This is a genomic window from Bacillus sp. B1-WWTP-T-0.5-Post-4 (assembly GCF_009183795.1).
Taxonomy (GTDB): domain Bacteria; phylum Bacillota; class Bacilli; order Bacillales; family Bacillaceae_G; genus Bacillus_A; species Bacillus_A cereus.
Map to the genome: position 1 here is coordinate 25,567 of NZ_WEIJ01000018.1, position 26,503 is coordinate 52,069.

Genomic DNA, 26,503 nt, shown 5'->3' on the forward strand with positions numbered 1-26,503 from the left:
CGGCAAGACGTACGCGCCATTTAGCGGCATAAAGTGGGACGTGTTCTACGTCGTATCGTTCGCGATCTTCGCATATATATCGGCGTTTGTGAAAGGTAGCGTGGTTTGGTTCGTACTCGATACGATCTTTCTAGTCGCTGCGTCTATTACATTAGGGATCAACATCAAAGGATTGGAGGAAAAGAAATAATGACAACACTATATAACTACGAAAATGTACTAGCGGAAGCACCTGCGAAAGAGGTATTTACGGTATTCGACTTCGAGACGACGGGACTCGATTACAATACGGAACAGGTCGTAGAAGTGGCCGCAATTCGTACGGATCTAAAGCAAGAACTAGGACGCCTACATATGTACGTAAAATTACACGAAGGTAAAAAGCTACCTGACTTCCTGATCGATAACACAGATCTACGTGAGCACATGCTAACAAATGGCGTACACGAATTACAAATGATGATCGTACTTAACGCGTTTATCGGTAATAGCACGTTAGTAGCGCACTACCTGCCGTTCGATTCTGCGTATCTATCGAAGTTCGGTATTAATCACGAACATTTCCTATGCACACGATCAATCGAGCGTTTCTTAAATCCGAATGAAAGCGCAAGTTTAGGTCCTACGGCAAAACGTCGCGGCGTTAAATTAGAGGGCGCACATAGAGCGATGAACGATATCGAAGCTACGATCGGCGTACTGAAATCGCAACTACAGGAGATCGAAGAACGCAAGATCCCGCGCGCTCACATTTCGAATATAATTATCGATAGCGAAGAGCGTCCGAACAAATTCAGCCCTAAGTATGCGAAGGTAAAAACACCGAAGGAAATCGATCTAGTAGGTAAGCGTGTAAAGGTACGAGATAAAAACAATCGATTCCATAACGAAAAAGGGACGATCATCGAAGCGTACTTACAAAACGTAGTCAAAGAAAACAAAGGCATGAAGATCGAAGGTAACGAAGGTGAACGCATTCTAGTAATTCAGCTAGACGAAGGGATAGGACAGGTCGTATTAAACGATAAGTTCGTTAAGTACAACGGGGGTTACAAGGCATGAGAGAATACGCAATCAATCGAATTATAAGTGAACGAAACGTAGTTAAACGTACATTCGTTGTGGATAACTTCGGGCTACGTCCCGTTGCGCTGCATGACACGATCATCATTATCGAGATCGGAGCACCAAACTGTACGCAACAAATTACGAAACGATTTCCTACGAAACAATGGCAAGAAATTAAAGAACGCGGCTTCGTAACAGTCGGTTAATATAGATCGGAATAGGGCGGCATATGGTCGCTCTATTTATTTATTTATTTATTTATTGTCGACATGACGTAGGTATCGGTGAAATATAATAGACAAGAAAACAAAACAGCCAATCTACGAGCTTAACCTCGGATGTGACGACTAAGGTGCGGGATTAAAATATAAAATGATGATAAGTTTGTTATATCAATGGAAGTTACAAACGCATTTAACGAAAGAAGACATAAATTACTAGCCGAAGGCGAGATCGAGCCGAAGTATTACGCAATCTTCGATCTAGGTAACATTTTCCTAGCGGGTGTAGTCGGAGCAAGTGACGAAGACAAGGCGGCAAGATTCTTCGATAACGTGATCGGCTGCGAGACGGAACTAGGAAAGAAGTATGGTTGTACTGAGGTAGAAATTACGGACGATAAAGCCGTAGAAATGATTGGATCAGGTGCAACATATTATGACGCATTCACATTCGAAAAGGTGGCAAAATAACATGATGAAATTTTACGGAATTAAAGACTTTAATATCAAGAAAGGTAGCGAGATCGTGGCGGTAATACAGACGAAGTCGCACGTAGATGCACGTTGGTTCTACGTTAATAAACTGAAAGACGGCGAAACGTTTATCGTAGATATCTCTTCGCATGAATTGGACGGAATGCAAGCGAGGAAACTGCATAGCGGCGTAGAGTTTCATACGTTCGAAGGTGTAAACGAATATCTGAACATCGCATAGGGCGACATAGTGTCGCTCTTTTTTGTGCGCAAAAATAAACTTGACATATCGCCTAGTGTATGTGTCGGACTGCGTTTATGTACTTGTAAGGCACGAACGATCCATGACAACTATATAGGAGGCGATAAGGTGGAATTATTTACACCCGTAGACGTTTTAGGGACGGCGAAAAAGAAAGGCGCACCTAAGGCGAAGAAAGATATCTCAGAACTACCGAAGCGTGGCGGTGATAGCGAAGTCGCAAATCGATTTATCGAAATGCTCGATAAGTGGCACGGCCATAAAGAGGTTTGGGACGACGAGCTAGACGCACAGATCCATTATTGGGAATACGAAATTCGTACGACTAACAAGAAGCGCTTACCGTGGGGTAAGAAGGGCACGAAGTACTTTACGCCATCGAGTACGAATAGCGATAGCCGCGAATTGTACATGAAACATTCGGGCGCTGCTCGCGATCAACACACTGGGCGACCGCATCAGGGACGTTGGACTCGAATGGGTACGGCCTTCGGCGATATGGTCCAACGCGATCTATTATTCATCGAGAAACACTGGAAACGTGAATTCGGTGAAGATCCGCCGTTCGTTCCGTACTATGTCGAAGTCAACGGCAAGCGTTATCCTGCGTGGGAAAAATTTAGCCAAACGATCGAGCACGTAGAGCATAACGGACAAATTGTATCGATCTTAGGTCAATGTGACGGCATCTTAGTAGATACGAAAACAGGCGAACTAGTACTGCTCGAAGTTAAGTCGAAGCAAACGACGTCCGCGCAAACTGGATTCTACTCTATGAAGGAAGTCGGCGAGGATCATAAAATGCAATCGATCACGTACTCAATGCTATTCAAAAACATGCACATCAGCCGAGGTATCGTCCTGTACGGCAACCTATCGAAAAAGGCTTGGATCATGAGCGAAGAGGACTACGTAGCAAACCCCGATATCAGGGCTTTCGAAATCAAATTCGATCGTGAGACACAAACGCAAATTCTCGATAAGTTCAAGCATGTGCTAGATTGCGTAGAGAATAACAAGCCGCCGAAGTTCGATATTACAAAATTTACGTTCAACTCATATAAAGAGGCGACTGTATCTTCGCTAACGGCCGAAGAATACGCGGAAATAGGCGAGCAAGTCAAACGTATTTCAAGATCCCGTATGCCGCAATGGAAGAAAAATAGCGTGTTAGAGGCATGGCGCTATATCGAGGGAAATTGGAAAGGTGACGACGCGCAATGCGACGCCGATTTTTAGGACTCGATCTTTCTTTAGCGAGCGCGGGCGTGGCGATCATCGATCTAGAAGGCGGGAAGCTAGATCTTGTTCACAAATTCCGAATTAAAACGAATCCGAGGCAACGACACGGCCAACGACTACACGTAATCGCAACGGAATTAAAAAAGGTATCAATAGAATTCGCGCCATTCGATACGATTATTCGTGAAAAAGGGTTTAGTAGATTCGCACAAACTACGCAAGCACTATTTAAAGTCGTTGGGATCAGCGACCTTGTACTTCGCGATTATGCGATCGAAGAAATTTCACCTACTACTATCAAACGCGTAATGACGGGCGACGGCAAGGCGGATAAGGATGAGGTAGAGAAGTCCGTACGTCGCTATCTAAATTTAAGCGATGATTTTATCTTTATATCTGACGATGAATCGGACGCCTGCGCGGTAGTTCTGACGCATCTAGTAGAGAAAAAGATCATCGAGAAGAGGGGTTTCTAATATGAACAAGGGGGAAAAGAATGTGATAGTATGCGACGGAATCGTAGGCGTTGGTAAGACGACGCTAGCGAAATTAATAGAGAAAGAACTAGGCATCAAACTATACGAAGAAATCGGAAGTCGGGACACTCTAAACCTGCTCGATCGTTTCTACGCAAAGAAAACGCGATGGGCGTTTACGACGCAAATCCACTTCCTTAATACGCGATTCGCACAAATTAAAGAGATCCATCGTACAGGCGGCGGCATCTTAGATCGCTCGATCTTCGGCGATCGTATCTTCGCGGAAATGTTAGCGGAAGATCTCGAAGACGGCGGCGAGGGCATGACGTGGGAAGAATTCCACACATACGATACGCTACTAGATTCAATGCTAGAACATGCGCAAGCACCTACATTACTAATCTATCTAGATTGTGACGTAGATACGGCCATGAAACGAATTGCGAAGCGTAATCGCGGCCTTGAAAGTGAAGTAGAGCGCGGCTACTGGGATCGCCTTTACGCAAAATATACGAAATGGTACGAGAAGTACGATATTTCACCGAAGATCAAAATTAATGTTGCCGAGCTAGAGTACGTCAATAACGAAGAAGACAAAAAGAAAGTCGTACAGATCGTTAAGGACGCACTAATTAAAATCGGGAGGTTGCCCGCATGAACTGCGAAGCTGTAGCCAGAGGTAAAGAGTGCGGAAAGCCTGCGGAAAGCCTGCGGTATGTAGCGGCGTTGTTCTAACAATGAGCGGCGTCGTTACCGTACACGCCTGCGAAACGCATCATAAAAGAAGCGGATTTTTCGAAGACAAACAAATAGATAATCAGGAGGTAACAGAATGATTAGAGGGATCTTAGGCATTATCGGAATTCTAGCGATCGCATTCTTATTATCAAAGGATCGCAAAAATATTAAATTACAGACGGTAGGCGTTGGGCTGGCAATGTTGATCGGCTTCGCTGCGTTCGTTATGAAATCGGACATCGGGATCGCTGCGTTAGAAGGCGCTAGTAACGGCGTTCAACACTTCATGGATTATTCGAAGGGTGGTATCGAATTCGTATTCGGTGATCTAGCGACAGGGAACTTCGTATTCTTCTTCCATGCGTTAATGGTTATCGTGTTTATTAGTTCGCTAGTATCGTTACTATACTACTTCGGGATCATGCAACGAATCGTTAACTTCTTCGGCACAATCATTTCGAAATTAATGGGTGTATCAAAGCTAGAGGGCGTTAATGCGATCGGCTGCGTAGCGTTAGGCGCATCAGAAGCGCCGATCTTAATTAAGCCGTATCTTACGAAGCTAAACAAAACTGAGTTATTCACGATCATGACGTCGGCGCTAGCGTCGGTGGCGGGTTCTATCCTAGTCGGATACGCTGCGCTAGGCATTCCGTTAAACTACTTACTTACGGCTGCGGTTATGGCGATTCCTGCGGCATTACTAATCGCGAAGATTATTATGCCAACTACGGAAGAGTCGCAAATCAAAGACGTAAATCTAGTTAAAGATGAAGAATCTGCGAACATGTTCGACGCAATGGCGAAGGGCGCGCAAGAGGGTATTCAAATCGTAGTTTCCGTAGCTGCTATGTTAATGGCGTTTATCGCAATCGTAGCATTCGCTAACGGTATTCTAGGCGGAATCGGTTCGCTATTCGGCATTGAAGGATTAACGATCGAGTTAATTCTAGGTTACTTATTCGCGCCGTTGGCGTGGCTTATCGGCGTGCCTAGTGGCGAAATTATGCAAGCCGCATCATTCATCGGCCAAAAGACGGTACTTAATGAATTCGTAGCATTCGGGCATTTAGTTGACGTCACAATGTCACCGAAAGCGATGCTAGTAGTTACATTCGCATTGTGCGGGTTCGCTAACTTCTCAGTAATCGCGATCTTACTAGGGTCAATCGGAGCGTTAGCGCCTTCTATTCGTAAGGACGTAGCGCGACTGGGATTCCTAGCATTGATCGGCGGGCTGCTAGCGAATTTATTAAGCGCTGCGGTTGCGGGTATGATGTTCTAAAAAATAATGAGAGTTAAAAGACGAGGTCTTCGGATCTCGTCTTTTTGTTGTTTAATGGCGTTTATGTATGTAGGAGGCGATAGTATGAAAAAGGATCTACAAATTAAACCTCGATACGTGTTGGTAATTTATGACACGCCCGAAGAGAGGGACGAGGCTAACAAGCTATACAACGAATACGACGAGGATCTAGTGTTCATTCGTAAAAACGTAAAGCTCGAAGCGATCAGCGTAGGACAATCGATCCATGGCAAGCAATGGCGAGGGCAACGACCAACGAAAGTAATCGATTGTACGGTACGCCGACCTATCAATTTTGAATGGTGGTATCGAGGTGTGAAGCCATATCTCGTGAAAGATTGCAAATTCGATAAAGGAGAGCGATTCGATGTCTAAAGAAAAAACATTCGTAATCAAATTCACGGGCGATGTATCTGCGCGAAGACTAGAAGACGCGCTATATCATGGCCTAGAGCGCAACGAGGAAGCGTGGGAAAAGTTTAGTATTGAAGAGGTGGCCGAAGATGATTAAGCTAACACATGCGAAAACAGTCGGCGAGCTGATCTAAGTCTTATCGCAATGTAGATTCAGTACACCGATCAATACGTCTTGTAACGAATGTCGTCACGGTTGGTCTGGCGGATCAGTAAGTGTCGAAGATTTCACGGATCAGACATACGGGTATATAGATCTACACATAAACCAATTAGGCTATAAATCGAATTTAACGCGCGATAAGAAGGTATTTAAATGCTATAAAATGGCGCACCTACTAGGACATGATACTTCGGAAATGCCATGCTGCTTTTACGATATGTTAGACGGAAATTTACATGTCGCATATACGAGTTTATGGAAAGAGCTATACGAAAGGTCTACGAGAATATGAACGAAGCTATTCGCGATAATATTACGCAAAGACGTCATCAGATCTTAGTACATTCGTGCATTTACTATCAATACAATACAAATATCATAGACGATCACACCTACGATCGTTGGGCGATGGAGCTAGGGCGACTACATGCGGAATATCCTGCGGAAGCAAAGGCCGCTGATATGACGAAAGAGTTCGAAGGATTCACGACGGAAACCGCATCGGGATTCGACCTGCCGTACCACGATCCGCGAACGGTAAGTACGGCGGCATGGCTGATCGATTATCATAAAAAGCAAATAAAAAATAGGCGCTCAAATTAATGAGTCGCCTTTTCTTTTTGTCGTAGATTGTGAATGCTATCGCTTTCCGTGTATTCCGTATTCTGTATCGGTACTGTAACCATAATATCAGTGATGTTACAACCCAGTACGCTGCATATACGCACAAGATGTGTAACGTTTAGTAGTAACGCTCTATTCTCACAAATGTCATTTACAGTCGGCTGATTTAATCCGCTTAGTTCGGCTAGAGATCGTTGTGATAAACCTATCTTTTCTAGATATTCACGTAATACGAATCGTATGCCTGTACCTGTATTTGTTCGATGTAGTGGCTCGAAATCCTTGTATTTAGCTTTTTCCCAACGCGGATCGTCTTTCGTGGCGTTGTGGAAATTCACATACTTTAAGTTGTTCATCTATATAACCCCCGATAATATCGATATCCTATTAATATGCACTCATTTTATCACATTTATTCGCATTGTTGCAACGTTTAAAAATTATTATTGACATACATGCGATATCGTTATATGGTTAGCTCAACAAATTAATAAGATGTAGTTATCACAATGGAACAGTTGAATTTATTTGTAATCCCAACAAATACTGTAATAGGAGCGCGATTAGAGGTAAATGTGGACATCTTATCACTAATAATTGAAAATTTAGGGATATCGTAAAGATCATTAGAAGAGATCGAAGCGATCGATTAATTTTTAAATATTACTCAAGTTGCGTAATATTTAAAAATAAGTCTATATGGGGGTTTTGTTATGGTAAAACTTACAACTACATTAGAGATCAACGTATTAGTAGAAATGGCGGCACATGCTCGACTAGTTGCGTCGCAATCCGATAATATGGATCTAGTGATCGCATCAGGTGAATTGGTTAAATCGATCGAGGCAATGATTGATAAGACTTCGTATACGTCTGCGGAATTTCATCAAATGTCTATCGATAGGTATAAGAAATTAGTAGAAGAACAAACGAAGGACGCCGAATAGGGCGTCTTTTTAGTGCTCAATTACTTGATTAGTTACGCAAGTTGTGTAATGATGTTCGTGGATAATTAAATTTGGATGTTATTATATATGAATTTACAACAAACCGTACGATCGTCTATCACGGTAATCTTTAGGCTGGCCGCTCTAGTTACTGCGGTTCTCTTCGGCATATTCGCACTAATGAGCTTTTTGTCGACTGATTACGCGGAAGACGGTATTTTTAACGGAATAGTATTTCTAGTATCAGGCGGACTAACTGCCGCAGTGTTTATGTTCATGGCGGTAGTAATCGAATTAAAAGAGGCTACATTAATAGAGCTACGACAACTTAACGAAAAAGAATAGAACGACGACGAAGGACGCCTATGGGCGTCTTTTTTTGCGTTTATGTACTTGTAAGCAAAACGGAAGGAGGGCGATATATGAGTTCGAAATTATACGCAAAACTGGGAACAATGGCGGCGGGGAAGTCGCTAGAACTTCTAAAGACTGCGGACACCTACGAAAGATCGGGACGTCGTGTATTGATATTTACACCAAATATCGATAACAGGTACGGCAAAGATCGCGTCGTAAGTCGTACAGGACTAGGGCACGAAGCTACGTCGGTACATATCGACGACGCCGAACAAATCTATCGATCAGCGGTATTCGAACGGCCTGACGTAATTCTAATAGATGAATGTCAGTTCTTTACGAAGCGAGTTATCGAAACGTTAGCGGTCGCGATCGTTGACGGCCTTAACATTCCTGTAATCTGCTACGGACTAAAAACGAACTTCAAAGGCGAGTTATTCGAAGGATCTGCGGAACTATTCGCACTAGCGGACGACATTTCCGAAATTAAGGGATTGTGTCAATGCTGCGACCGCAAAGCTACGATGAACTTACGTTTTGTAGACGGGAATCCCGCAAAAGAGGGAGACGAAGTACTGATCGGCGACGAAGAATATCGAAGCGTTTGCCGTAAACATTTCTATAACTGGGAGGAATTTTAATGCAACCACAAACAAACGAAAGGCCAAAAGCGAAGCCGATTCCCTGCGAATTGAGAGTCGCACCAACAAACCCGAAAGGCTTTCACCTGATCGAACTTAAAACAGGTCGTGAGAAGGTTGTAGCATTCGGCAATATCTTTCCGCTCAAAGGATCAAAGAACTTCTTAAATGGTTTGAAAAAAGAGCTAAACATTACGATCGACAATCAGGTCGAGTATTTCCGCGGCGTGCGTAAGGCAATCAAAGAAGGATTGATGTCGTAATGAGGAAAATCAAATTTCTGTTACTGATATTCGGTTTTATGCTGCTATTCGTCGGCATGACGGTATCTATCGATAAGATGCGATCGTCTGACGCGAAGATCGAAGCACTCGAAAATGATCTAGCACGCGAAAAAGTTGCGCACAATAAGGCGAAGGGTGATCGCAAAAAGCTAGAAGACGAGACATTCGATCTATACAAGCGCATTAACAATCTAGAAAATGATCTAGGCCAAGCGCAATGGGATCTAGCGGTCGAAAAAGAGAATCACGAAAAGACGAAACTCGAAGATCGCACCAAATCGGAAACGATCGAACACCTGACGAGCGAGGTCGAACGCTTAAAAAAGTTACGAGCGTCCACCGTTAATAAGTCGAAGAAGGTAGAGCTACCGAAGGAAGTTCCGAAAGAAAAGGATCAATCCGAAGAGGCGAAGCCGTCCGAAAATAAGAATGGTGGGCGCAAAATAGATATGAGAGTTACGGCGTACGGCGCTGATTGCAGCGGCTGCGAAGGAAAGACGGCAAGCGGAACGGACTACACACAAGGTCGTACGCTCGCATGTCCACCGCAATATAAGTTCGGTACAAAGATCGAAATTCCCGATCTAGACGGTACTTATGTGTGCGAGGATCGCGGCGGCGCAATACAGGGCAATACGTTTGATATGTTTCGCGGATCTAGCGAAGCGGCGACGTCTTTGTTCGGTGTGAAATATGTAACGGGATATATACGAGAGTGAGGGCTATATGCCTTCGCTCTTTTTTATTTGCCTAAATGCCGATATGACGCTGCTGCTGCGTTTATGTACTTGTAAGGCAAAACAACGAAAAGAGGCGAAGAAATGAAAAAGATGATGGTAGATAGATTATTTGTATGGCTGGGTGCGGGTATGTTTGCGTTAGGCATTCGATACGGCATTAATCAGATCGTGGAAGGTGGTAAGGAATCATGAAAAACACAGTACTAATCGGCATCGCGGGCAAGATGCGAACGGGAAAAGATACGATCGCCCGATTAATGGCGAAGGATCGTCGCGGAGGTTTCCAACGTGGTGCATATGCGGACGAGCTGAAAAAGCAGGTGGATCGCAAGTACGGAAAGCAAGAAGGTGGAAAGCGTCGTGCATTGTTGCAACACGAAGGGCAAGAAGAGCGCAAACATGATGCATTAGTTTGGATCAAACGACTACAACCGAAGATTGACTTCTTACGATCAACAGGCCATAACGTGGTTATCACGGACGTACGACAACAAAATGAAATCGATTCGTTGCGAGAACAGGGCACATATATCATTCGTGTAAACGTAGACGACGAGATCAGAAAGCAACGTATTATCGATGCGGGCGACGAGTTCAAAGAAGAAGACTTCTATCATGAAACGGAAACGGCGATCGATAAATTCGAGGTAGATTACGAGATTTACAATAACGACGGCTTAATTCAGCTCGTACAACAACTAGACGCAATCTTGATCGATATTGATAGAAAAGAAAAGCGCCGTATTGCGGCCGATAAGTCATGGCGCGAATTTATGAAGAAGATCAATCAGGATATGAAGACTATTTCACGTAGGGAGGCTATGCGATATGGGCGTATCTAACTTCGATAAACAAGCGGCAACGAAACGATTAGAAGTACGTTTCGAGCTTCGCACGGTAGCGGGCGTCGAGGCGTTACTAGAACAACAACATAACATACGATCTGCTGCGGAATCACGAGGCGATACGGCTGCAATCGATCTACTGGCGGATCTAGAAAACGCAATCTATCAGGCGGAATTAACGGACTTACAAGCACGCTGCATGGATCTTCGATTCGGTAGAGATCTATCAAACATAGAAACTGCGCAAATTATGGGCGTCGATAAGTCTACGACAAGCCGTAATACAAAAGCTGCATTAAAAAAGATCGCCGCTGTATATACGGCGTGGGATTACTAGGAGGGCTACATATGGAAAAGCAAATTACTAACATCGAAGAATATAAACTCAATTTCACGAGAATGTTTGTCGGCGACTTTAAAACGGTCTTCGTCGAAGAGGCTCGCAAACTAGTTGATCTAATGCTACCGATTCATGATCGTATGGCTGCGGTGGAATTCTTAACGGATCAATACATTAAACAGGTCGGAAAACCGCCTGCGGACGTACGACTACGCAACGATAAAAATAAAATGATCGGCGTACTTGAATATCTAGCGGATCATATTCTATACGAATCGCTAGAGGGCGATACACGCGTCGATAAAATGACTTTAGAAGAGTACCCAGTAATGACGGACAATCAGGCAAAAAACCGCATCATCAGTCGTGGAGAAATTACGGTAGATGTACAACGCGCATGTAGAACGGTTGGTGCTGACGATATTAACTATCGCAAACCTACACGACGTATTCTGCGCCCGTACGAAGAGGATAGCGTAAATAAGCGTAAAGACGCAAAGTTAGCGAGCGAGAACGAGGCGTACCGCAAGGCGACGCAATCTAGCAAGATCACACGATCAAAGGTAGCTGCGTAATGACACTAGGACAGTTACTCGCGTATTTCAGAAGAAAGCCGCACGTACGAAAAGTTCTTAAAGCTAACTATCTTGATCTAACGAAAGCCGAATACGCTAACTTATGCGACTGGGAAAACATTCGTGTAAATAGTAACCCGATCGATGGAGATTATCGACTCGATGACGGTGTTAATATAGTCGAAGTATATAGTAATACCCAACCATTTAAATTGTGGGTAGAAGTCAGTAATAAGCAAGTAGTTAGAGCCTCTTTAATGTAGGTTCTAACTTTTTATCGACATCTTCAAGATATCATATCGCTTATTTAATTAAGCAACATGCGAAATAACAAAAGGAGAGCGGTCACTATGAAGAAAGAGCGAGTAAAACAAAGTGTTGGCGCGCTATTACAGGAAAACGACGAGCTTTTAGTATCTGAGATCACAACGAAACTAAATACGCGTTATCACGGCGGTTATGCGCAATATACAAACGAGTATGTACTGGATCTATTGAAAGAGATTCAAGTAGAGAATGACATACACGGCGGCTCAATCGAATTGACCGCACCGATGCAAGAAGCTGCGGCACAACCTGACGTTATCTTCGTTCCGATGCCGTACGACTTATTCTACAAATTGAAACCGTGGAAACGATATACGCCTAGAGCGATCAAAAGACGTGCGGTTCGTAAAATATTCTATTAAATCGAAAGTGGTCGATCATATGTTAAAGAAAATCACGAAATTGACAACTGCTGCAATCATTGTCCTAACGATCGGAGGTTGCGCAAATACGGACGTATATGACGGCAATTTTACGAAAGAACAATATACAGTATCCGCATTAAATCATACAGATTCCGAAGTCTGGGCGGAAAACGAAAACGGCGACGTAGTGTTATATGAAGACGACATCTTCGAGGTCGTTCGTACATTAGAGGTAGGCGATAAGATCGAAGTTACATTCTGCGACGGACACGACGAAATTACTAACGTGAGATTAATCGAAGGAGGTAACGTAAAATGATCGAAAAGTACATGAAATTGCTAGAGCGTGTATATGATCTATTTGAAAATCGTAAATGTACCGCTGCATGGTTCGATGATATTGCGAATCACATACATAATGAATTATGGAAGATCGAGACAAGGGACGCCGCGTAGGGCGTCTTTTTTGCGTTTATGTACATGTAAGCACAAACGATAAGGAGGCGGATATATGAGTAAAATCTATATCGCGGTAAGCAAAGAGACAGGGCAATTATTGACGGGCGCAAAAGGACAAGCGGCATTTTTAAATCGTAGTTTCTTAGGTCGTTCGATGGGACAAACGAGCAATCGGAAAGGCACGTACGACGTAATCGAACTAGATTCGCAAGAATTGATCCGAACGACGCTTAATGAACAAGAATTTAAGATCGTAGTAAGACATACAGAAGGCGGAATGTGGAGCGGATCACATGTAGAAATGGAAATGCCGAAAGGGATCTGCGACATTAGTATCGGCGATCTACACGAATGTCCCGAAGACGCAAATCTAGAGCGTGATCTAGACTTCGTTTTAGATATTCCCGACATGATGGAAGCTGCGTATAAAGCTGGCTTACGTGGTGATAAATTCGTCGTAACCTATGAAGAAGAAGAAGGCGAAGAAGAATAATGCCAAATGTAAAGAAACGACTGATACGAGGATATGCGGTATTGGCCACAATGGCCGCGATCCTTATGTATGTATTAATTACACAATAAAAGGGACGCCGAATAGGGCTTCTTTTTAATAGGAGGGCGTTATATATGTTCAAAACAGGCGACAAGGCAATATTAAAGATCTCATTCGAAATGGTAGAGCGCGGCGGTGACTATACATTCGACGATCACGAAGATGTAGAACGACACGTACGCGGCGATATGGTCGAGATCCTGCGAGTGATCGATAATAAGACGGACAAGCGCAAGCACGATAAACTGGCGGTTATTTATAACCCGAAAACATTCGCATCGACTACGGTAGCAATTAACCACCTAGAGCCGATCAAAGGCGAAATCAATATAAATGTACCTGTAAAGATAGAAGTAGATGCGAAGAAAATCGCGGACGCACTAACGAACATGAACGAAGCAATTAAAAAGGGCGTAAAGGTAAATGTAGGCGATCCGAAGAAAATCGAAAAAGGTACGTTAGGATCGTACGATATGAAGGCGACTGGCGTAAGGACTTATTTAAAGATACATCGATACACGTTGGCGGAATGCTGCGACCAAATAACAAAATAACATTCTAAGAGGTGGGCGGAAATGGGGAAATTACAAACGAAAAAATCGAAAGTCGAATATATACTGCGAAAATATCCTGCTACGAGGATCAACGATAGACTACTTATTCTTATGTACTGGAAGCACTTCGATAACATTACGACGATCGACGATTGCGCTACGGCGACGCCTTCGGAAACGATCACGAGATTAAAGCGTAAGATCAACGAAGAAGGGCGATACGTGGTATCGGATCAGGAACGTAAGGAGATCTTAAAAGCTGAATTCGAAAAGGCTGCGGAATTTAAAGAGAAACTACGAAATAACGAATACGACGACGGCATGATCGCAATACAACCGCCTAGCGTACGAAAAAGTGTGTTCGTAAAACACCTAAAAAGCGATATGAGAGCGATCGCGGATCTACAATATGTAGGCGGTGTATATGTATTCTATGATAAGTTCAGCAATCCGTTATATGTCGGCATATCAAACGACTTATTAAAACGGACAGGACAACATATAAATCATGCGAGTTCTAACGAACGATTACGTGAGTTAATCGCAAATGGTACGGCACATCGTATCGACTATATGTACGTTAACAAGATTAGTCATAGAGAGATTTACGAGACATACTTAATTAAGGCGTTGCGCCCTTTCTGTAACTTCGGAAAGACTGGGCTGCGCCGTAATGGTAACGAAGACATACAAAGCGAATACATGACTTATTATAGGAGCGCTTAACGGCGCTCTTTTTCTTTTTGACCTGCTGCGGCTGCGTTTATGTACATGTAAGCAAAAATACAATTGAAATGAGGCGTTATATATGGGATTAGACGTACAGGTAAAACAATTTATACCTACGGTTGGCGACATCGTATCGATTAAATGGCGTGGGGATTCGAAGTCGAGCGGTTATATACTATCGGATCAGTCGAGTATCGGCGAAGCAATCGCATTCGAGGTATTTCCGAAAGATAAATATAAACTATCGTTAACGCCGATCGGAGGCGCTAAATAATGAAAGTAAAAGTAAAAGTAAAAGTAAATAGTAAAGAGAGAACGAGAACTATACGAGGCGGTAACATTGTATCGCTGCGACATACGGGATCAATACGATCTAGCTACTATATCGTATGTAACGATAACTACTTAATTAATATGGGAACTGGTAGTTTCCGCTATAGAAACGACAAACCTGCGTCGTTAGTCGAGATATACGATCGTGACGATTACGAGTTAAACCTAGTAGAGAAGGGCGGTAACTAATAATGATTAAAGGACAACCGAAAATCGGCGATAGGGTAGTAATTAGATGGAGCGCCCCCCTGCTTATAGAGTGAGAGGGCGCAATGATTTAGATATCTGTAAGATTGTAACGGACGGTAAGCGACTATACATCGAAGGACATAGCGCATATACGGGCGTAAGTATGGACTCATTCAAACGTAAGCATTGTAGAACAGTGGGCGCATTATTTACGGCACTAGGGCAATACGTACACATGGGCGTCATTAAGTCGTTTCATGTGAGACGGAAGGCGTAAATATAAATAAAAAAGGCGGGGATCTCTTGACAGATCGCCGCCTTTTATGATTCGTGCTATTATTCGCCTTGTTTTTATGCCTTGCGTTCCCTCTTTACCATATCGGTGATTATCGCTGCGGCTACTGATAAGGCGAAAATTACGCCGAATGATGCGACGTATAGGTTTCCGAATGCTTTCGCTACGCACATAAATATGAATGCGAATACGATTAGGAATGTTATATTTCGATTCTTTTTCATAGTATATTCGTGAATATTTCGTGTTATAATTAAGTAATAGATAGAGCGTGCTGTCACACGCCCTACGCTATTTTACTTTCTTGAGAATCGACTAGCGATTTTGAATCTACGCTTTTTCTTACCATCTTCGTTTATGTACTCAAATTCCCACTTGACTGCAATGAACGGTAGTAAGTATTTAGCGATATCAAATCCGTATGTCGATATGAAGTGTAACACGATATCCACTTCGTAACCTCCTTTCGAAAGTATTGTACTCTCTCAAGCACATATTTATTATAACATTGATATGACGAACATTTCAATGATATTTTTAAATTGCAAGAAACGGCGTGATTGATACTATTATTATAAGCCGATTTAATCATATTTATTCGCTATATATATACGTATAAGTGTGCGGTATATGTTCGATAAACAATCGACAAATGTACGATATCACTGCCGTTTCATTTGTGCTTACATTCTATTAACGTATGTACGTACAATAGAAGACATGCTTTATATGTAATTTTTCGATAAATGTATCGCTAAATATAACGACAAATGTAGCGTTAATTAATACATAACTACTTCGATCGAATGGCGATAGATACACGTCAATGTAAACTATTTAAATGTGCGGTAGATATACGTTACCAACACGCATAATGTACGTTAAATAGAGCGGTATATATAGTCGATTTCTGTACGTTTATAGCGCTATATACAGGGCGGTATATAACAAGGCGTATATAGGTCGGTAGTAATAGGCGGTATGTGTACGTACGTTTACGTATAATAGATATCTCATACGAATAATAATGTACGTTGTGTGTACTGCATATGTCGATAGTGCATACAGTTATATAGTGGTAGGTGTACGGTGCACTACGGTACGACATGATATAGTATGGCGGTATATGTGCGCATAGATATATTAGTAGTGTGTGCGTTGTGTTATCGAATGTTTATCGAAAAGTATTTGCGATTGAATTCATCAACAAACTTCGCTGAGAAAGAAGAACTTCAAAACTCAGGGGGTTGAAAAGAAGAGTCGAAAGTTTTATTCATTCTTTTATGCATTCGATTGAAAATTCTTGCGTTAAAAGAATGGCATTAAATCAACGTTTCTTTTTGTGCATAAAACTTTTATCGAATTAAATTGATTGTGAAAGTCTTTCGAATGCTTTTAAATCAACGTTTAAAAGAGAAGTTTGAAAGTAACAAAATATCATTCTGTTGCATTCTTTATTCATCTAATTGAATATCACATTCAAAAAACCGAATCCCAAATCGAAAATTTTCGAATCCCCCCAAGCCCACGGGCGACCACCCCCGCAGCAATGGTTCTCAAAAAGCGCGCACCATTTTTAACTCAGGGCGTTGATCCTAGCGCAGCACCTTCCGATCTCATACACACAACCTACTTCAATATAATTTGTGAAATCCTATCGAATCCCAACGATCCCGACGGCTTCCTACCGAAAATCCTCTTTTTATGATCCTATCGACTTCCTAACGATCAAATACGCATATCTATCGTTTATAATTACGCAACTAGCTAAATTAGCGATATTAACTACATTTCGAGACCTATCGTATTCCTAGTGCATAAAACGTCATACAAGCGAATATGAGGAATTTAAGAGATATATCGTATTTTCTAGCGCATTCTTTTCTATCGTAATTAACGCATAATCTATCGCCCATTATCTTTTATTACTTAATATACGCAGTCTAGTCGGCCTTTCTTGCCTCATTTATGTACTTGCTGCGTAATCCCTGAGAGTAATTTATTACGATCAGATATATTTATATACTAGCTATCGTTTATTAATAGTTCTAGTTAGTGTGACGTCTAGCCATGTTACACCAACGTCACATGGATTATTATTTAAATAATACAATATACATAAAAGCCCGAGATTGCTGGGTAAATAGAATAGTTTACACGATGTATACAATTAATTCGTAGCTAGTCGTACCTATATTATGAAGAGATAAACGCAAATAAAGCGCCGCCCGTCGTGGGTAGCGCTTTTTCTATTACAACGATAGTGAAACCGTGTTATACACTTCGTCGATTGTATCTTGCGTGATTCCAATATAATGTAGCGTAATTTTTTCGCTCGAATGATTGAAAATGCGTTGCAATGTCGCAATATCGACGCCGCCTTTATATGCGTGGTAACCGAATGTTTTACGTAGTGTATGCGTACCGATCTCGCTTAATCCTGCGCGATCCGCAGCATCGTTAAGAATTCGATAAGCCTGTACGCGTCCGATCGGCTTCGATCCCTTGCGTGAAGGAAACAGGTATTCTTCGCTATATCCCTTAATTCCTGCATCTTTGATCTCTTTTTTAACTGCGTCGCTGATCGTCAATTTGCGGCGTTTTTTCGTTTTGGCCTCGATCAATTCGATATGAGACTTAAAACGGCCGCTAGGCGTATAAATGTCCGACGCTTTTAACGAAAGCAGATCCGAGATTCGCAGACCTAAATTAATTCCTAAAACGAAAAGCAATTTATTACGACCGTGTAGGGCGCGTTTCATTTTGTTGATATTGCGTTTATTTCTGATTGGTTGTACTTCTTTCATATTTGTTGACCTCCTGAATGTATCGTGTTCCGTTTTTTTGTGACATTCATTATTTCATGATATCGCGAGGGTGTCAACGGATTTTTAAATAAAATTAAGGGGGTTTTATAATGGCAAGTAAAAAAGAACTAGAATCAAGGTTAAATCTAAAGCAGCGCGAAGCCGCTTTTATGTTAGTCGAAAACGAGTTAGCGATGGACGAAGATCGCAAGACGCAGGAGGAAATCGCGAACGAACTAGGGATTACTCGCATGTGCCTGTACAAATGGCGCACGAAAAACAAAGCATTCATCGACTATAAGAACATTATCGCGGACGAGTTTCTAGCCGAAATGAGACCGTTCGTATATAAACAGTTAATGCGTACGATCGGCGGCGCACAACCATCGATCAAAGGTATCGACTTATACTTCCGACGTCATGCGTTACTTACTGATAAGAAAGTTATCGAAGACAATACGACGGACGGCGCTCGCAGCAACGCGGATCTAGCGAAAGAATTAGAGGAAATCAAAGCTATGACGCAGAGCGCGAAAGAAGGCGATCTATAATGTGGATCGGCAGCAAGTTTTTAAATCGCGAAGAAAGAGCGGAAAGGATTGCGATCGTAAAAGATCGCCTTTCTTCTCTTTTAGATCTTTACGAATCGGGAAACGCAAGCGAATACCATATCGATATGATGATGCGGGAGAAAAACGAACTCGTTCGACTAGAGCGCGTTCACCGCGCCGAAGTAGATAACGCATTCTTTACGATGGAATATCTATCGGATCAATGCAACCCCGAAAATGATGATAATATTATTCAAAATTCTGACGATGGTACACCGCATCAAGGTCTTGACGAAATGGCGGGAATACATCGCGAGTTCTTCGGATTATGTGACGATGTAGACGCGGGAACAGGTACAAACCTAGCGATCGCCGCGCCTCGTGGACACTCGAAGTCGGGTATCTTCTCGAATGCGTACGTATTGAAGGGCTTAGTATTTCGTCAGTTATCGCATCGTTACATACTAGTAATTTCGGAAACCGACGATCTATCGAAAAAGTTGATCGGGTGGTGTAATAAGCAGCTTAAATTCAATAAGAAGCTGATCGAGGACTTCGGATTACTTCTATATGAAAACCCAATGGCAAACGAACGCGATAATGAGTCTTCTTTCATTACGCGAGCGAATCAATTAGTCGAGGCGAGTTCATCAGGGAAGCAATTACGTGGTAAACGTCACGGCGCGCTGAGACCGACAACGTGCGTGGTCGATGATCCATCATCTATGAATAACGAAGGTACTAAAGAAGCTCGACAAAAGCTGATCGACTGGTATAACGCCGTTGTATTACCGATCGGCGGGAAAACTACGAATCACATTCTAGTAGGTACGATGGTTTCTGCGACTGGATTACTAGCGCACGTATTAAAGCGCCGAGATTTCCGACCGTGTTTCTATGATGCGATCGTTTCCGAGCCAAAATTTCCGAAGATGTGGGAAGAGTACATCGATAAATACCTGCATGGTACGGACGGCGAGGCCGAAGAGTTTTACGAAAAGAATAAAACTGCGATGATGCTAGGCGTTGAAACCGCGTGGGAATGGCGTTGGACGTATAAAGCGTTAATGGAGCGTAAAGCGAATATGGGTACGAAGACGTTTAACTCAGAGTATCGAAATCGCGCATTTAGCGAAGATGAAAAGTTCTTCTTTACGGATCAATTCGGGTATTACGTATACGACTTCGATCACTTCACGGGCGAAAGAGCCTGCGTATACGACGGGGAAACGTATAGACTACGCGATATGTCAATATCGGCCGCGTGGGATATCGCAATGGGTAAAAGCGCCCGCTCGTGTTACAACTCGTTAGTAATAACGGGACGTCACGAAGCGTCAGGGCGTATTTTTGTGTTGGACGAGTATGCAACCAAAGAGCCGCCGCACAAGTTCATGAAGGGCATTATCGATCGTGTGCGAGCATATCGACCAAACCTACTCGTCGTCGAGACGATCAACGCGCAGCACGAGTTCTACCGTCAATTACAAGAAGAGTTGCCACGTCAGGGATTGTATTCTACGAAAGTAATCGACGTTAAAGGGCACAAGTCTTCGAAAGAGCAGCGCATCGAGTCACTAGAGCCGTATTGTGTTAACAAAACGTTGATCTTTAATAGACATCACAAACTATTACTAGATCAGCTAGACGCATATCCTTACGGTGACTATGTAGATTCTGCCGACGCCCTTCAAATGTCTGTAGAGCACGTCGCACGTCCACGATCCGTTATGCGAGATAAGCCTATTTGGTTATAGTCTAGCGTTTATGTACATGTAGGGAAGATACGCCTTCGGGCGGTCTTCCCTAACATGAAAATCGGAGGTTGTTAAATATGGCAAAAATCAAAGCATCTTACGTTAATCATAACAATGTTCTTAAATTACCGAAACGACCGTTAAAAGTCTACCTGGCATCGCCGTTCTTCAATGACGAAGAGATCGAATGCGTTGCATTCGTAGAAAAGGTATTACGCGATAAAGGCCTAGAAGTATTTAGCCCTCGCGAACATCAAAATGAACATTTAGAATTCGGATCGGTAGAGTGGCGAAAAGCTACGTATTTAAACGACTGTCATGAGATCTTAAAGTGCGATATCGTTGTCGCAGTTCATTCGACTGATAGCGGCACAAACTGGGAACTAGGAGCAGCATCGGCCGTACAACGTCCAGTAATCTTATTCGACGATAATACGGATCTACCACGAAATATCATGTTAACCGAATCATGTCATGCATTCTTAGAAGGTCGCGAAGCATTAGAGAAGTATAACTTCGATGTACATGTTCACGAACTGGAAAAGGTGTACTACGAAGGCACGGTTATTTAATTGCAGCGCTCTATAAGGGCGCTCTTTTTATATAGGAGGCGATAGAATGACGAATCATAATTTTCATGACAAGCACGATAGCACACAAGAAACGGAATTCAAACCGAATGACACCTTATTCGAAGTCGGGAAGCTATTTCCGCCGACGGACGATCTAGAGCGTCTAGCAGATTACGAGACAGGTAAGCGACTGTATGAAGGAGAATTCAAAACGCTACCTAAGCGAGCGCAGGAAATGTTAAAGGATACACCGCACGCAGAACGATTAAATTCGTTATATCTAGCGGTCAATCTTCTCGACATTATCGTCCACAAGCCCGCTGATCTTATGTTTAACGAAGATCCAACGTTCGAAAGTGGCCTAGATCCCGATTCGATCGAGCAGCAGCGATTATCCGCAATCGTAGAAGAGAACGATCTTTCTGCGTTAGGTCAAGAATTAGTCGTGGGCGCAGGTTTCCGAGGGGATTCGTTCATTAAGACGTATTTCTCATACCGTCAAGACTTTAGCGAACTTCCGTACATTCCGAAGGGCGTCGAAATGGAAGCGATCATCGAGTCGCAAGATCCATCGACTGTATTCCCTGAGTTAGCGCGAGGATCAAAGAAGAAATTCAAGGCCGTAAATATTGCGGCGATCGAATGGGTTATACAAAAGGACGGAAGCGAAACGCCATATCTGAATGTAGAACGACATATCGCAGGATACATTCATTATAGAAGATTCCGACTATCCTCGAAACCCAACATCATTACGAAGTACGGCATTAATCAGCCACAATATGAGATTTTAGACGAAGTACACGAAGGTTTCAGAGTAGTAGAAACGGGCGTACCTATGATCCTAGTACGACATATTCCGTACAAGGCAACCGATACACACTGGCGAGGCATTAGTACAACGAAGAAAGTCAAATCGTTAATCTATGCGATCAATGACCGCTTAACTCAGATCGACTATATCTTAATGAAACATAGCGATCCTACCGCATACGGCGTAGACTTACAAAACGTCAATCTTACGTGGGGTGGCCGTTATATTCCAGTAAGAGACGGAGAAGTCGCACCCGCTTATATGACGTGGGACGGAAAGCTAACAGACGCGTTCAAGCAACTAGAGACGTTAATCAATCTAGTTTTCCAAATCTCAGAGACGCCACAATGGTTATTCGGTACATCGATCGGTAACGTCGGCGGGACTGGGACGTCACATACGGACGGTTCAGCTATCAAAGCAAGATTTATGCCGATCCTATCGAAAGTCAAACGTGTTCGTACGAACGTAGACCGTGCTTTCAGAGACTCGTTATATTGCGCCCAGTTACTAGAGAACTACGCAAACGAAGGATCATTCGAGCATTACGAAGCGATTTACCCGAAAATCAGATGGAGAGACGGATTGCCTGCGAACGAGAAAGAGCAAGCGGAAATCATGCAGATCCGTACTGGTGGTCTTCCTACGATCGATCGATTAACTGCTATCAAAGAAATGGATAGTCTAGACGACATTCAAGCGAAGGCCGTAGTCGATAGAATTCTAGAAGATGAAAAAGCGTTAAAGCCTGCAACGCCTAACGTCTTCAACGAAGAAAGCGAAATCGAACTAGATCTTCCAATGAATGAAGAGGACGAAAAAGTAAATGAATGATAAGCGAATCGAGCCGTCTTACGTATATAACGTTGGGCGGCTTGTCCGCATTTATAGACGGGCATTACAGAACATGCAGGCACAAATCGATCAGATGGAAATCGCTGATCTGAATAGAGCGACTGGAATTGCACTTATGCATAATATTCAATTAGAGCTTATCAAGGTAGACAAAGAAGCGGCCGAGTGGATCAAAGAAAATGTCCCACTTGCTGCGAAAGAGGGAATCGCACAAACGCTACATGCGCTAGGATACGCGGACACGATCGAAGCTGCCTATCGAATTGCTCGATTTAGTCAGACAAACGCAGATATGGCACGAGTAGCAGCAGCGGACACGATGAAAAACGTTCTTGCGATTACCGATAACATGGCTACGGAAATGCAGCGAGGTATACGCGCCGTATCAGCCGAGGTTATAGCGACAGGGATCGCAACGTCTCGTAATTCTACCGTTATGTCGGATCAGATGAAAGAAAAGATCAACGAGCTAAAGCAGCAACTTAAATATTGCGTTGATACTGGGATCATCGACAAGGGCGGTCGCCGTTGGTCGGTCGAGCGCTATACGGAAATGCTAGCGCGTACGAAACTAACTGAGATCCAAAAACAAGCTACGGAAAACGAGGCGATCAGTCGAGGCGCTTATTATGCGACGATCTCATTCAACGGATCTACAAAAGATGCGTGTCGATTCCATCAAGGGCGGATCATTAAACTAAAGGCCGAAGCCGAAGGGTCATACCCCACGTACGACGAGTTGAAAGCAACAGGGCAGATTTTCCATCCGAATTGCAAACATCATATCGTGCCGTTTCGTGATTACGACAAACTAGACGATCACTCGAAGGAACTTGCGAAAAGGCAGCAGATTATCGGAGAAGCTGCGGAAAAAGCAGGCGGACGCGATCCAAATTTAAGAAATGAAGAAAAAAGTTAAAAAGTTTACGCAATGTATACAACAAACGATCGATTAGTCGTACCTATAGTATGAGGAAAGAGATAAGAAACAAGCCTTACGACGGGGTTAAGCATCAGAATTTATAACCGACGGGTTTAAAACGGGGGTATCAGAATGACAGAGAAATTAGATAACCAAACTCACGAAGAGGAAATCAAAGAAGAAATCAAAACGGACGAGCTTAAAGACGACGAAAAAGTTGTCACACTAAAGCAATCCGAACTAGACGCACTTATCGTACGTAATAAGAACAAGGTAAAAGAAAAGTTCGCAGATTACGACGAATTAAAAGCGAAAGCAGAAGCGGCAGATCAAGCAGCCGAAGAAGCACGTCTCGCAAAACTGGACGAGCTAGAAAAGGCGAGAGAGATTGCAGCGAAGAAAGACGAAGAGATCGCAGCAGCACAAGCACGCATCGCAGCATTAGAGAAGGCGGATCGTGACATGAAAGTGACGAACGCATTCAACGCAGCAGCGAAAGCAGCAAACATTCCCGAAGAGTATTTACAAGATGCTCGAATGTTAGCGGGCGTTAATGACGAAACGGAAGTCGAAAAGATTGCCGAGATCGTCGAAAAGCTAGCGAAAGATCGCCCTTACTTAGTTAAGGAAAAAGAAGTAAAGCAGAAGGAAATCGGCGGCGCTTCGAATGGTGCGAAGAAACCACTCGAAAAGACTGACGAGCAAATTCTAGAAGAGTTAGCGGCAAATGTTCGCCGTTACGGTCGCATCGAAGATAAGGTCAAGTATGCGCAAATGAAAAAGAAGTTAGGGCGTTAAGCCTTTAACATAAATCACAAATCAAATCAAGTCGCCTTTTGTGGGCGGCTTTTTCTATTACAAAAATATCAGGGGGTTTTATAAATGACAAAGATCTATACAGAGGACTTAGTAGGAAAGAAAGAATCGGTAGTAGATGAATTTTTACTATTAAATCCACTACAAACACCAATGTTAAACCTAATTCAATTCGGTAGCACAGTAACGAACGTCGAGCACGTATGGTTCGAAGATGAAATGTTCGCACAAGAGAGCGCATTGACAAAAGCTCTAACTGCTGACGACACAACTGTAGAAGTAGAAAGCGGCGAAGCATTCCGATCTCGTCAAGTAATTCGTATCGGCGAAGAGTTGATCTTAGTAGCTAAAGTCGAAGGCGAGAAGTTAACAGTAGTTCGTGGTTACGCTGATACTGCTGCGGGTACTGCGGAAGTAGGCGAAGTGGTAGAAGTAATGTTCGTAGAGGGTGAAGAAGGATCAGACGCTCGCGACGGTCGTCACAAACCACGTAAGCGCGTATCTAATATTACGCAAATCTTCGACGAAACTGTAGAAATCACAGGTACGGCAATGGCAGTCGCTCAATATGGCGTTGACAACGAGTACGAAAAAGAGAAACAAAAGAAACAACTAGAATTAGCGCTAGCATTAGAAAAAGCGGTAATCAACGGTATCAAGTACGAGCAAGGTAACAAACGTATGATGCGCGGTATTCGCTCATTCATCGAAACAAACGTTATCCCTGCGGGTGGTGCTGCGATTTCTGACGAGCACTTAATCGATGCTTTCCGCATGATCTTCGAAGCGAGCGGTTTCAATCAAGGCGGTAACTACAAGATCGTAGTAGGCGCTACGCAAAAGATCGCGATCTCACAATTCGGCAATGCTCAAATCCGTTTAACTCGTCAAGATAACGGACGCGGACAAGTAGTAGACCACTACGTATCTGACTTCGGTAACGCTGAGATCTTATTAAATAACAACATGCCTGCGGGTGAGGTATTAATCATCGATGCAAACCGTATCGATATCCGTCCACTACAAACGCGTGAATTCGCTCACACTTACTTAGGTAAGAAAGGCGATTACATGCAAGGTATGATCGTCGGCGAGTACACGCTAGAGTTCTTACAAGAAGCGGCACACGCTAAAATCGTAGGTCTTGCGACTGGCAAGAAAGCACCTGCTAAAGCAACTACGGCACGCGCAGCAGCTAAAAAATAATCGAAACTGATCGGCTAGGGCTTCGGCTCTAGTCGCCTTTTCGTATACGGGAGGTCGTGATAGATGGATAGAATTGCAGCAGCAACGGAACACATCGACGCTTACGTAATTAGTAACGAAGATTGGCACGATGCCGACGAAGCAAAGAAAGTTCGCCTTATGAATGCGGCAGGTAGGACGCTAGAAAAGAAATTCAAGGGAAATACGATCCCCGACAAAGCAGTTTACGAATTCGCTGCGTACCTAGCTATCGTTTACAATGACACGAACAAGATGCAGCAACAAGGAATCGCATCATTCAGCGTTACAGGCGTAGGTTCTTTCACGTTCAAAGAAAACAATGTATCTAGTGCGGTAGGGCAATCGCTAAAGGATCTTATACCTGACAGTGTAGTAGAGCTTATCGAAGAAGTAAACGACGATCTACACGTATCGGGTCGAAATGTGGGGTGGCTTACATAATGGCAATCGTACCATTAAAACAAACAGTCACTAGACGAAGGGCGGTCGGAGATCTCGATATATGGGGAAAGCCCGAAAGGATTGAAGAAGCCGAACTTACATGTCGTGCGGTCGAGGGATCGCACACCACAACGGATCGAAATAGTCAAATGCACGGCGCAACAATCGTTGTCGATCTGAAATTATTGCTAGACAAGCTAGCTGATATCGGTTACGA

Annotated in this window: 43 protein-coding genes; 39 read left to right on the forward strand and 4 right to left on the reverse strand. The window is 43.2% G+C overall.

The genetic code is table 11. The annotated features are described in order from the left end of the window. Window positions 1-105: 105 nt before the first annotated feature. From GBN91_RS27320 to GBN91_RS27365, 12 genes are all read left to right on the forward strand, one after another. On the forward strand, window positions 106-1,062 hold the full coding sequence (locus GBN91_RS27320; protein WP_226800213.1) for a 3'-5' exonuclease: 957 nt from the start codon (window positions 106-108) through the stop codon (window positions 1,060-1,062). Further along, a complete protein-coding gene (locus GBN91_RS27325; RefSeq protein ID WP_061655105.1) occupies window positions 1,059-1,274 on the forward strand; it encodes a hypothetical protein in 216 nt (71 codons plus the stop codon). The genes GBN91_RS27320 and GBN91_RS27325 overlap by 4 nt, the downstream gene beginning before the upstream one ends. Window positions 1,275-1,463: 189 nt before the next feature. Further along, the gene (locus GBN91_RS27330; RefSeq protein WP_061655106.1) at window positions 1,464-1,760 is read left to right on the forward strand and encodes a hypothetical protein; all 297 of its coding nucleotides are present in this window, start codon (window positions 1,464-1,466) and stop codon (window positions 1,758-1,760) included. Between the two features lie 55 nt (window positions 1,761-1,815). Further along, window positions 1,816-2,004 carry a hypothetical protein gene (locus tag GBN91_RS27335; RefSeq protein WP_152122756.1) on the forward strand — a complete coding sequence of 63 codons (189 nt, stop codon included), beginning with the start codon at window positions 1,816-1,818 and terminating at the stop codon, window positions 2,002-2,004. A gap of 129 nt (window positions 2,005-2,133) precedes the next feature. Then, on the forward strand, window positions 2,134-3,264 hold the full coding sequence (locus tag GBN91_RS27340; protein WP_061655108.1) for a hypothetical protein: 1,131 nt from the start codon (window positions 2,134-2,136) through the stop codon (window positions 3,262-3,264). Beyond that, the gene (locus GBN91_RS27345; RefSeq protein WP_098877697.1) at window positions 3,246-3,743 is read left to right on the forward strand and encodes a crossover junction endodeoxyribonuclease RuvC; all 498 of its coding nucleotides are present in this window, start codon (window positions 3,246-3,248) and stop codon (window positions 3,741-3,743) included. The genes GBN91_RS27340 and GBN91_RS27345 overlap by 19 nt, the downstream gene beginning before the upstream one ends. A 1-nt stretch (window position 3,744) precedes the next feature. Further along, window positions 3,745-4,404 carry a deoxynucleoside kinase gene (locus GBN91_RS27350; RefSeq protein ID WP_061655110.1) on the forward strand — a complete coding sequence of 220 codons (660 nt, stop codon included), beginning with the start codon at window positions 3,745-3,747 and terminating at the stop codon, window positions 4,402-4,404. Between the two features lie 28 nt (window positions 4,405-4,432). Further along, window positions 4,433-4,582 carry a hypothetical protein gene (locus GBN91_RS29050; protein ID WP_193222132.1) on the forward strand — a complete coding sequence of 50 codons (150 nt, stop codon included), beginning with the start codon at window positions 4,433-4,435 and terminating at the stop codon, window positions 4,580-4,582. Continuing rightward, entirely contained in the window at window positions 4,579-5,769 is a 1,191-nt protein-coding gene (locus GBN91_RS27355; protein WP_061655111.1) for a NupC/NupG family nucleoside CNT transporter, read from the forward strand. Before GBN91_RS29050 ends, GBN91_RS27355 begins: the two co-directional genes overlap by 4 nt. Before the next feature lie 84 nt (window positions 5,770-5,853). Further along, complete coding sequence (locus GBN91_RS27360) at window positions 5,854-6,165, forward strand: hypothetical protein (RefSeq protein ID WP_061655112.1); 312 nt, start codon at window positions 5,854-5,856, stop codon at window positions 6,163-6,165. Then, window positions 6,158-6,301: a hypothetical protein gene (locus tag GBN91_RS29055; protein ID WP_172793962.1), complete on the forward strand. Its 144-nt coding sequence runs from the start codon at window positions 6,158-6,160 to the stop codon at window positions 6,299-6,301. Before GBN91_RS27360 ends, GBN91_RS29055 begins: the two co-directional genes overlap by 8 nt. 354 nt (window positions 6,302-6,655) lie before the next feature. Then, a complete protein-coding gene (locus tag GBN91_RS27365) occupies window positions 6,656-6,970 on the forward strand; it encodes a DNA ligase LigA-related protein (RefSeq protein WP_152122758.1) in 315 nt (104 codons plus the stop codon). Here the strand turns inward: GBN91_RS27365 and GBN91_RS27370 are convergent. Next, window positions 6,967-7,347, reverse strand: a complete 381-nt coding sequence (locus GBN91_RS27370; RefSeq protein WP_061655113.1) for a helix-turn-helix domain-containing protein — start codon at window positions 7,345-7,347, stop codon at window positions 6,967-6,969. The genes GBN91_RS27365 and GBN91_RS27370 overlap by 4 nt on opposite strands. Before the next feature lie 357 nt (window positions 7,348-7,704). On the opposite strand from GBN91_RS27370, the gene GBN91_RS27375 reads away from it, so the two are divergent. The 18 genes from GBN91_RS27375 (at window position 7,705) to GBN91_RS27450 (ending at window position 15,506) form a co-directional block, all read left to right on the forward strand. Further along, a complete protein-coding gene (locus GBN91_RS27375) occupies window positions 7,705-7,938 on the forward strand; it encodes a hypothetical protein (protein WP_061655114.1) in 234 nt (77 codons plus the stop codon). Window positions 7,939-8,127: 189 nt separating this feature from the next. Then, the gene (locus tag GBN91_RS29060; protein ID WP_193222133.1) at window positions 8,128-8,283 is read left to right on the forward strand and encodes a hypothetical protein; all 156 of its coding nucleotides are present in this window, start codon (window positions 8,128-8,130) and stop codon (window positions 8,281-8,283) included. Window positions 8,284-8,360: 77 nt separating this feature from the next. Next, complete coding sequence (locus GBN91_RS27380; RefSeq protein WP_061655116.1) at window positions 8,361-8,936, forward strand: thymidine kinase; 576 nt, start codon at window positions 8,361-8,363, stop codon at window positions 8,934-8,936. Further along, the gene (locus GBN91_RS27385) at window positions 8,936-9,199 is read left to right on the forward strand and encodes a hypothetical protein (RefSeq protein WP_098605635.1); all 264 of its coding nucleotides are present in this window, start codon (window positions 8,936-8,938) and stop codon (window positions 9,197-9,199) included. Before GBN91_RS27380 ends, GBN91_RS27385 begins: the two co-directional genes overlap by 1 nt. Then, window positions 9,199-9,939 carry a 3D domain-containing protein gene (locus GBN91_RS27390; RefSeq protein WP_152122760.1) on the forward strand — a complete coding sequence of 247 codons (741 nt, stop codon included), beginning with the start codon at window positions 9,199-9,201 and terminating at the stop codon, window positions 9,937-9,939. Before GBN91_RS27385 ends, GBN91_RS27390 begins: the two co-directional genes overlap by 1 nt. A 209-nt stretch (window positions 9,940-10,148) precedes the next feature. Beyond that, entirely contained in the window at window positions 10,149-10,802 is a 654-nt protein-coding gene (locus tag GBN91_RS27395) for a deoxynucleotide monophosphate kinase family protein (RefSeq protein WP_061655119.1), read from the forward strand. Then, entirely contained in the window at window positions 10,789-11,142 is a 354-nt protein-coding gene (locus tag GBN91_RS27400; protein WP_061655120.1) for a sigma factor-like helix-turn-helix DNA-binding protein, read from the forward strand. The genes GBN91_RS27395 and GBN91_RS27400 overlap by 14 nt, the downstream gene beginning before the upstream one ends. An 11-nt stretch (window positions 11,143-11,153) precedes the next feature. Further along, the gene (locus GBN91_RS27405; protein WP_061655121.1) at window positions 11,154-11,720 is read left to right on the forward strand and encodes a hypothetical protein; all 567 of its coding nucleotides are present in this window, start codon (window positions 11,154-11,156) and stop codon (window positions 11,718-11,720) included. Further along, the gene (locus GBN91_RS27410) at window positions 11,720-11,983 is read left to right on the forward strand and encodes a hypothetical protein (protein ID WP_061655122.1); all 264 of its coding nucleotides are present in this window, start codon (window positions 11,720-11,722) and stop codon (window positions 11,981-11,983) included. Before GBN91_RS27405 ends, GBN91_RS27410 begins: the two co-directional genes overlap by 1 nt. An 87-nt stretch (window positions 11,984-12,070) precedes the next feature. Then, a complete protein-coding gene (locus GBN91_RS27415) occupies window positions 12,071-12,409 on the forward strand; it encodes a hypothetical protein (RefSeq protein ID WP_061655123.1) in 339 nt (112 codons plus the stop codon). A 19-nt stretch (window positions 12,410-12,428) separates the two neighbouring features. Further along, window positions 12,429-12,731, forward strand: coding sequence for a hypothetical protein (locus GBN91_RS27420; RefSeq protein ID WP_061655124.1), 303 nt, complete (start codon window positions 12,429-12,431; stop codon window positions 12,729-12,731). Then, entirely contained in the window at window positions 12,728-12,868 is a 141-nt protein-coding gene (locus tag GBN91_RS29065; RefSeq protein WP_154695881.1) for a hypothetical protein, read from the forward strand. The genes GBN91_RS27420 and GBN91_RS29065 overlap by 4 nt, the downstream gene beginning before the upstream one ends. A gap of 55 nt (window positions 12,869-12,923) precedes the next feature. Next, on the forward strand, window positions 12,924-13,364 hold the full coding sequence (locus GBN91_RS27425) for a hypothetical protein (protein WP_061655125.1): 441 nt from the start codon (window positions 12,924-12,926) through the stop codon (window positions 13,362-13,364). 134 nt (window positions 13,365-13,498) lie between these two features. Further along, the gene (locus GBN91_RS27430; RefSeq protein WP_061655126.1) at window positions 13,499-13,978 is read left to right on the forward strand and encodes a hypothetical protein; all 480 of its coding nucleotides are present in this window, start codon (window positions 13,499-13,501) and stop codon (window positions 13,976-13,978) included. A gap of 21 nt (window positions 13,979-13,999) precedes the next feature. Next, on the forward strand, window positions 14,000-14,704 hold the full coding sequence (locus tag GBN91_RS27435) for a nucleotide excision repair endonuclease (RefSeq protein ID WP_061655127.1): 705 nt from the start codon (window positions 14,000-14,002) through the stop codon (window positions 14,702-14,704). A gap of 82 nt (window positions 14,705-14,786) precedes the next feature. Next, entirely contained in the window at window positions 14,787-14,981 is a 195-nt protein-coding gene (locus tag GBN91_RS27440; protein ID WP_061655128.1) for a hypothetical protein, read from the forward strand. Further along, window positions 14,981-15,229: a hypothetical protein gene (locus tag GBN91_RS27445; RefSeq protein WP_152122762.1), complete on the forward strand. Its 249-nt coding sequence runs from the start codon at window positions 14,981-14,983 to the stop codon at window positions 15,227-15,229. The genes GBN91_RS27440 and GBN91_RS27445 overlap by 1 nt, the downstream gene beginning before the upstream one ends. A gap of 46 nt (window positions 15,230-15,275) precedes the next feature. Then, a complete protein-coding gene (locus GBN91_RS27450; protein ID WP_098605623.1) occupies window positions 15,276-15,506 on the forward strand; it encodes a hypothetical protein in 231 nt (76 codons plus the stop codon). A gap of 74 nt (window positions 15,507-15,580) precedes the next feature. On the opposite strand, the gene GBN91_RS29070 is transcribed toward GBN91_RS27450, so the two are convergent. The 3 genes from GBN91_RS29070 to GBN91_RS27455 form a co-directional block, all read right to left on the reverse strand. Further along, entirely contained in the window at window positions 15,581-15,748 is a 168-nt protein-coding gene (locus GBN91_RS29070; protein ID WP_193222134.1) for a hypothetical protein, read from the reverse strand. A gap of 72 nt (window positions 15,749-15,820) precedes the next feature. Continuing rightward, window positions 15,821-15,976, reverse strand: a complete 156-nt coding sequence (locus GBN91_RS29075) for a hypothetical protein (protein ID WP_154695902.1) — start codon at window positions 15,974-15,976, stop codon at window positions 15,821-15,823. Between the two features lie 1,800 nt (window positions 15,977-17,776). Continuing rightward, window positions 17,777-18,331, reverse strand: a complete 555-nt coding sequence (locus tag GBN91_RS27455; protein WP_061655961.1) for a tyrosine-type recombinase/integrase — start codon at window positions 18,329-18,331, stop codon at window positions 17,777-17,779. A 110-nt stretch (window positions 18,332-18,441) separates the two neighbouring features. Between GBN91_RS27455 and GBN91_RS27460 the strand changes: the two genes are divergently transcribed. The 9 genes from GBN91_RS27460 to GBN91_RS27500 all read left to right on the forward strand — a co-directional run. After that, window positions 18,442-18,882 (forward strand): phBC6A51 family helix-turn-helix protein, encoded by a 441-nt coding sequence (locus GBN91_RS27460; RefSeq protein WP_061655960.1) that lies wholly within the window; start codon window positions 18,442-18,444, stop codon window positions 18,880-18,882. Continuing rightward, the gene (gene terL, locus GBN91_RS27465; protein ID WP_080451004.1) at window positions 18,882-20,639 is read left to right on the forward strand and encodes a phage terminase large subunit; all 1,758 of its coding nucleotides are present in this window, start codon (window positions 18,882-18,884) and stop codon (window positions 20,637-20,639) included. The genes GBN91_RS27460 and terL overlap by 1 nt, the downstream gene beginning before the upstream one ends. A 77-nt stretch (window positions 20,640-20,716) precedes the next feature. Next, complete coding sequence (locus GBN91_RS27470) at window positions 20,717-21,211, forward strand: nucleoside 2-deoxyribosyltransferase (RefSeq protein ID WP_061655958.1); 495 nt, start codon at window positions 20,717-20,719, stop codon at window positions 21,209-21,211. Between the two features lie 967 nt (window positions 21,212-22,178). After that, the gene (locus GBN91_RS29385; RefSeq protein WP_226800216.1) at window positions 22,179-22,859 is read left to right on the forward strand and encodes a phage portal protein; all 681 of its coding nucleotides are present in this window, start codon (window positions 22,179-22,181) and stop codon (window positions 22,857-22,859) included. Then, window positions 22,852-23,799 carry a phage minor capsid protein gene (locus GBN91_RS27480; protein ID WP_061655956.1) on the forward strand — a complete coding sequence of 316 codons (948 nt, stop codon included), beginning with the start codon at window positions 22,852-22,854 and terminating at the stop codon, window positions 23,797-23,799. Before GBN91_RS29385 ends, GBN91_RS27480 begins: the two co-directional genes overlap by 8 nt. Before the next feature lie 135 nt (window positions 23,800-23,934). Beyond that, entirely contained in the window at window positions 23,935-24,600 is a 666-nt protein-coding gene (locus GBN91_RS27485; protein WP_061655955.1) for a hypothetical protein, read from the forward strand. Between the two features lie 84 nt (window positions 24,601-24,684). After that, the gene (locus tag GBN91_RS27490; protein WP_152122764.1) at window positions 24,685-25,824 is read left to right on the forward strand and encodes an SU10 major capsid protein; all 1,140 of its coding nucleotides are present in this window, start codon (window positions 24,685-24,687) and stop codon (window positions 25,822-25,824) included. A gap of 63 nt (window positions 25,825-25,887) precedes the next feature. Beyond that, the gene (locus tag GBN91_RS27495) at window positions 25,888-26,286 is read left to right on the forward strand and encodes a hypothetical protein (RefSeq protein WP_061655953.1); all 399 of its coding nucleotides are present in this window, start codon (window positions 25,888-25,890) and stop codon (window positions 26,284-26,286) included. Beyond that, the coding region (locus tag GBN91_RS27500; RefSeq protein WP_152122766.1) for a hypothetical protein at window positions 26,286-26,503 on the forward strand (218 nt) is incomplete at its 3' end. The genes GBN91_RS27495 and GBN91_RS27500, both read left to right, overlap by 1 nt.

Coding starts and splice junctions, on each gene's coding strand:
- GBN91_RS27495 (WP_061655953.1), top strand. CDS start 25,888: ATGGATAGAATTGCAGCAGCAACGGAACACATCGACGCTTACGTAATT.
- GBN91_RS27480 (WP_061655956.1), top strand. CDS start 22,852: ATGAATGATAAGCGAATCGAGCCGTCTTACGTATATAACGTTGGGCGG.
- GBN91_RS27440 (WP_061655128.1), top strand. CDS start 14,787: ATGGGATTAGACGTACAGGTAAAACAATTTATACCTACGGTTGGCGAC.
- GBN91_RS27485 (WP_061655955.1), top strand. CDS start 23,935: ATGACAGAGAAATTAGATAACCAAACTCACGAAGAGGAAATCAAAGAA.
- GBN91_RS29385 (WP_226800216.1), top strand. CDS start 22,179: ATGAAACATAGCGATCCTACCGCATACGGCGTAGACTTACAAAACGTC.
- GBN91_RS27450 (WP_098605623.1), top strand. CDS start 15,276: ATGGAGCGCCCCCCTGCTTATAGAGTGAGAGGGCGCAATGATTTAGAT.
- GBN91_RS27410 (WP_061655122.1), top strand. CDS start 11,720: ATGACACTAGGACAGTTACTCGCGTATTTCAGAAGAAAGCCGCACGTA.
- GBN91_RS27330 (WP_061655106.1), top strand. CDS start 1,464: ATGGAAGTTACAAACGCATTTAACGAAAGAAGACATAAATTACTAGCC.
- GBN91_RS27385 (WP_098605635.1), top strand. CDS start 8,936: ATGCAACCACAAACAAACGAAAGGCCAAAAGCGAAGCCGATTCCCTGC.
- GBN91_RS27350 (WP_061655110.1), top strand. CDS start 3,745: ATGAACAAGGGGGAAAAGAATGTGATAGTATGCGACGGAATCGTAGGC.
- GBN91_RS27415 (WP_061655123.1), top strand. CDS start 12,071: ATGAAGAAAGAGCGAGTAAAACAAAGTGTTGGCGCGCTATTACAGGAA.
- GBN91_RS27325 (WP_061655105.1), top strand. CDS start 1,059: ATGAGAGAATACGCAATCAATCGAATTATAAGTGAACGAAACGTAGTT.
- GBN91_RS27380 (WP_061655116.1), top strand. CDS start 8,361: ATGAGTTCGAAATTATACGCAAAACTGGGAACAATGGCGGCGGGGAAG.
- GBN91_RS27490 (WP_152122764.1), top strand. CDS start 24,685: ATGACAAAGATCTATACAGAGGACTTAGTAGGAAAGAAAGAATCGGTA.
- GBN91_RS27370 (WP_061655113.1), bottom strand. CDS start 7,347: ATGAACAACTTAAAGTATGTGAATTTCCACAACGCCACGAAAGACGAT.
- GBN91_RS27355 (WP_061655111.1), top strand. CDS start 4,579: ATGATTAGAGGGATCTTAGGCATTATCGGAATTCTAGCGATCGCATTC.
- GBN91_RS27420 (WP_061655124.1), top strand. CDS start 12,429: ATGTTAAAGAAAATCACGAAATTGACAACTGCTGCAATCATTGTCCTA.
- GBN91_RS27375 (WP_061655114.1), top strand. CDS start 7,705: ATGGTAAAACTTACAACTACATTAGAGATCAACGTATTAGTAGAAATG.
- GBN91_RS27400 (WP_061655120.1), top strand. CDS start 10,789: ATGGGCGTATCTAACTTCGATAAACAAGCGGCAACGAAACGATTAGAA.
- GBN91_RS27435 (WP_061655127.1), top strand. CDS start 14,000: ATGGGGAAATTACAAACGAAAAAATCGAAAGTCGAATATATACTGCGA.
- GBN91_RS27395 (WP_061655119.1), top strand. CDS start 10,149: ATGAAAAACACAGTACTAATCGGCATCGCGGGCAAGATGCGAACGGGA.
- GBN91_RS27360 (WP_061655112.1), top strand. CDS start 5,854: ATGAAAAAGGATCTACAAATTAAACCTCGATACGTGTTGGTAATTTAT.
- GBN91_RS27455 (WP_061655961.1), bottom strand. CDS start 18,331: ATGAAAGAAGTACAACCAATCAGAAATAAACGCAATATCAACAAAATG.
- GBN91_RS27445 (WP_152122762.1), top strand. CDS start 14,981: ATGAAAGTAAAAGTAAAAGTAAAAGTAAATAGTAAAGAGAGAACGAGA.
- GBN91_RS27345 (WP_098877697.1), top strand. CDS start 3,246: ATGCGACGCCGATTTTTAGGACTCGATCTTTCTTTAGCGAGCGCGGGC.
- GBN91_RS29055 (WP_172793962.1), top strand. CDS start 6,158: ATGTCTAAAGAAAAAACATTCGTAATCAAATTCACGGGCGATGTATCT.
- terL (WP_080451004.1), top strand. CDS start 18,882: ATGTGGATCGGCAGCAAGTTTTTAAATCGCGAAGAAAGAGCGGAAAGG.
- GBN91_RS27425 (WP_061655125.1), top strand. CDS start 12,924: ATGAGTAAAATCTATATCGCGGTAAGCAAAGAGACAGGGCAATTATTG.
- GBN91_RS27430 (WP_061655126.1), top strand. CDS start 13,499: ATGTTCAAAACAGGCGACAAGGCAATATTAAAGATCTCATTCGAAATG.
- GBN91_RS27365 (WP_152122758.1), top strand. CDS start 6,656: ATGAACGAAGCTATTCGCGATAATATTACGCAAAGACGTCATCAGATC.
- GBN91_RS27470 (WP_061655958.1), top strand. CDS start 20,717: ATGGCAAAAATCAAAGCATCTTACGTTAATCATAACAATGTTCTTAAA.
- GBN91_RS27390 (WP_152122760.1), top strand. CDS start 9,199: ATGAGGAAAATCAAATTTCTGTTACTGATATTCGGTTTTATGCTGCTA.
- GBN91_RS27405 (WP_061655121.1), top strand. CDS start 11,154: ATGGAAAAGCAAATTACTAACATCGAAGAATATAAACTCAATTTCACG.
- GBN91_RS29065 (WP_154695881.1), top strand. CDS start 12,728: ATGATCGAAAAGTACATGAAATTGCTAGAGCGTGTATATGATCTATTT.
- GBN91_RS27460 (WP_061655960.1), top strand. CDS start 18,442: ATGGCAAGTAAAAAAGAACTAGAATCAAGGTTAAATCTAAAGCAGCGC.
- GBN91_RS29070 (WP_193222134.1), bottom strand. CDS start 15,748: ATGAAAAAGAATCGAAATATAACATTCCTAATCGTATTCGCATTCATA.